Genomic DNA, 2,697 nt, shown 5'->3' with positions numbered 1-2,697 from the left:
GTCTAAGAATGATGACTGCTGTTCCCGCTTCTAAGAAATACCTGTTCATATGGAATACAACTAATTATCTGCCTATTGCTCGAAAGGGATGTGAACATCCAAGGCTGATTAGAAGAGTTCTCGATAGTGTGGATGGCGTATTTTTCGGACAGGAACCGAACAGGGAGCGTTTCTGCATCATCTATCCAGAGTATAGAAAGAAAACACACAGATTTACTTGGGGTATACCGTGCAAGTTCACTGATTTGGAATATTCCCCGCAATCTAAACTCTCGCAGAGAATACTGCCGCAGATAGACGAGCATGATGTTGTTGTCTTTTGGGCTCGATCTATGACCAGGAAGAACTGCCATGACATACTGCTGGATGCTCTTAAGATCGCTGCAAACTCTTGGCCAGAATCACTATGGAACCGAACCAAATTCGTACTGCTTGGCGGCGTAGTAGACAACGACTTTTCAAGAGCCATGCTCAATTCTTACCAAAATGCTCACTTCAGCAATGTAATACTAGAGCATGGTAGATACTATCCTAGAGATCTGCTCCTTCCGCTGTATGACCGAGCTGATATCTGGGTAAATCTGTCCAGAACTGATCAGATGACTGGCGGATTCTATGATGCTTGCGCAAGAAAACTAGACGTCATAATGTCAGACATTCCTGAATACAGGCATCTTCCAGAGTTTGGGTTCGAGATTACTTTAGTTGAGAATACGCCTGAGAAAGTTGCATCAGCGCTACTAACGGCCGTTTCAAAAAGCCGATTGGATGGCAAAGAAATCACGATAGAAAAGAACAGACAGATCATCTTGGACAGCTTCTTGGCAGAGGATGGACTGAAGGCCATATTGGATTATTGTCTTAGCCATTAATTCTACTTTGGGGTTCGATAATGAACCGTATATTTCATAACGTGAATCAGGCGAAGCGATCATGCTGAACTCAGTAAAAAAGCGATGTGCTACTGAGTATTACTATATCAGCCAAAAACATGGAGAGAAAGACCTGCCTCCATTGCTGGTTAGTTATCTAGAGTCAGATGCAAGCATCTAGATGGTTCAAGCATTTCAGGAACAAAGCATTTCGGAAACTCAATAGTGTTGGCCTTTTTGTTGAAAAGGCCCCTGAAACGCGCTTGATTGTAGCTGGGTATACTCGTAGTGGAACAACCTTTTTGGCGAATTTGCTGTCCAATGCAGCAGGGGCAAGAATGATACACGAACCGCTAAATACGATGCGCGTACTGTTCTTTAAGGAATTAAGGAACAGAGATTCAAAGACCCATCTTATTGGTAACGCACGGGCAAGAAAAGAATTAATGGCCGCGTTTTCAGATTCCTTTAGGGGGAATAGATACACAAATCGCGGAACCAGACTATTCTATCGCAGTAGGATTGTTAAGCTAGTACGCGCCAACTTTTATTTAGATCTAATCGCTGAGCTACTACCTGCAACGAAGATCTGTTTCATAGTAAGGCATCCATGTGCTTGTATCTACTCAAGGCTGAGGTTGGGTTGGGACGCTCCCGACATGTCCAACTGCATTGAGGATATTTATCCGGAATTGAATCGCGTTCAGAAGGAGCTATACGATAGCCCACAGTCAGGTGCCAGGGCAGTGGCAGTTACGTGGTGTCTGGATAATCTCGTGGCTCTAAAGAATATCAAGCATGATCAGTTCCAATTCGTCTATTTCGAGGAATTACTGGATTCTTCATTGCAAATGGCTCAACGCTTACTGAAATTCGCTGCGTTTGATGGTATTAGAAGAAGCGCTATAAGTGAAGCGTTTCTGCAGCTGAGCTACGAAAGAGAGCGAGAAACTAGGAATTCAAACGGAAATTGGAAAGACAATCTTGAGCCTTCAGAGATTGAAGGTATTCTAGATGTCGTGCGAACCTTTGGGCTAGGCCAGCTATATGATCTACAGACGCACGAACCAGGGAAAATGGTTGGATCATTATGATAAGACGTCATTGCTGAGGGAGATATGAACAAACAAGAAGATAGGAAAACGCTCAAGCCAATCTTCGTGGTTGGCATCAATCGGTCCGGAACGAAATATCTCACAAATTTTTTTTGTAACCATTCTCAAGTATTTGGTATGCAACGCGATAGGAAAAGAAGCGGCGGAGCCATGGAGTCAAATATGCTTGGTGGTCTAAGATCCATCTTCCGAGACCTGAGCAGATTTGACGATTACGCTGGCCTTGTTGAACTTTGGTCAAGTACGGACTTTTTCAAGCTTTCAGGTGTAGACAAGGAGCTATTCTATCGTGTTGACCCCAGACCCATGGACTGCATGGAATTGTTCAGAACCATAATGGAGGAATTGTGCAGAAGGAATGATGCGGCATATTGGGTGCAAAAGATCTCCCCCTTTACTGCATTGGGTATTGTACCAGCCTTTCGTAATGCGAAGTTTGTTGTAATCAAAAGATCAATATCAGACACGATAAGATCACAGATTGGAGCCCAGGCAAGAAGAGAAGGTAGTAGAAGGCAAGGCCTAACCAAAAAGGTATTCCTTAACATCTTACAGCTCAAGCAGATAAAGAGGCTTAGGAAACAAGGTGTTGTTGCGGCATCTACGGCATATGAAAACCTGAGATCTGATGCTGGAAATGAGATGCAAAGGATTTGTGAAGCTCTTGGCATTCGCTATGAACCAGAGATGCTTAGAATTCAGTATAGACC

Annotated in this window: 2 protein-coding genes; both read left to right on the top strand. The window is 43.6% G+C overall.

Features of this window, described 5'->3' with window-relative positions:
• Positions 1 to 1,039 precede the first annotated feature (1,039 nt).
• On the top strand, positions 1,040 to 1,966 hold the full coding sequence (locus GF309_00155; protein ID MBD3157172.1) for a hypothetical protein: 927 nt from the start codon (positions 1,040 to 1,042) through the stop codon (positions 1,964 to 1,966).
• A 24-nt stretch (positions 1,967 to 1,990) separates the two neighbouring features.
• On the top strand, positions 1,991 to 2,697 hold a 707-nt coding region (locus tag GF309_00150), incomplete at its 3' end, for a hypothetical protein (protein MBD3157171.1).

The organism is Candidatus Lokiarchaeota archaeon (assembly GCA_014730275.1).
In the GTDB taxonomy this organism is placed as follows: Archaea; Asgardarchaeota; Thorarchaeia; order Thorarchaeales; family Thorarchaeaceae; genus WJIL01.
Note: the sequence above shows the minus strand (reverse complement) of the source record. Positions and strands in the feature narration are given on the sequence as shown.

Bases quoted from the DNA above. Each gene is read 5' to 3' on its own strand.
- GF309_00155 (MBD3157172.1), top strand. From the start codon at position 1,040: ATGCAAGCATCTAGATGGTTCAAGCATTTCAGGAACAAAGCATTTCGG.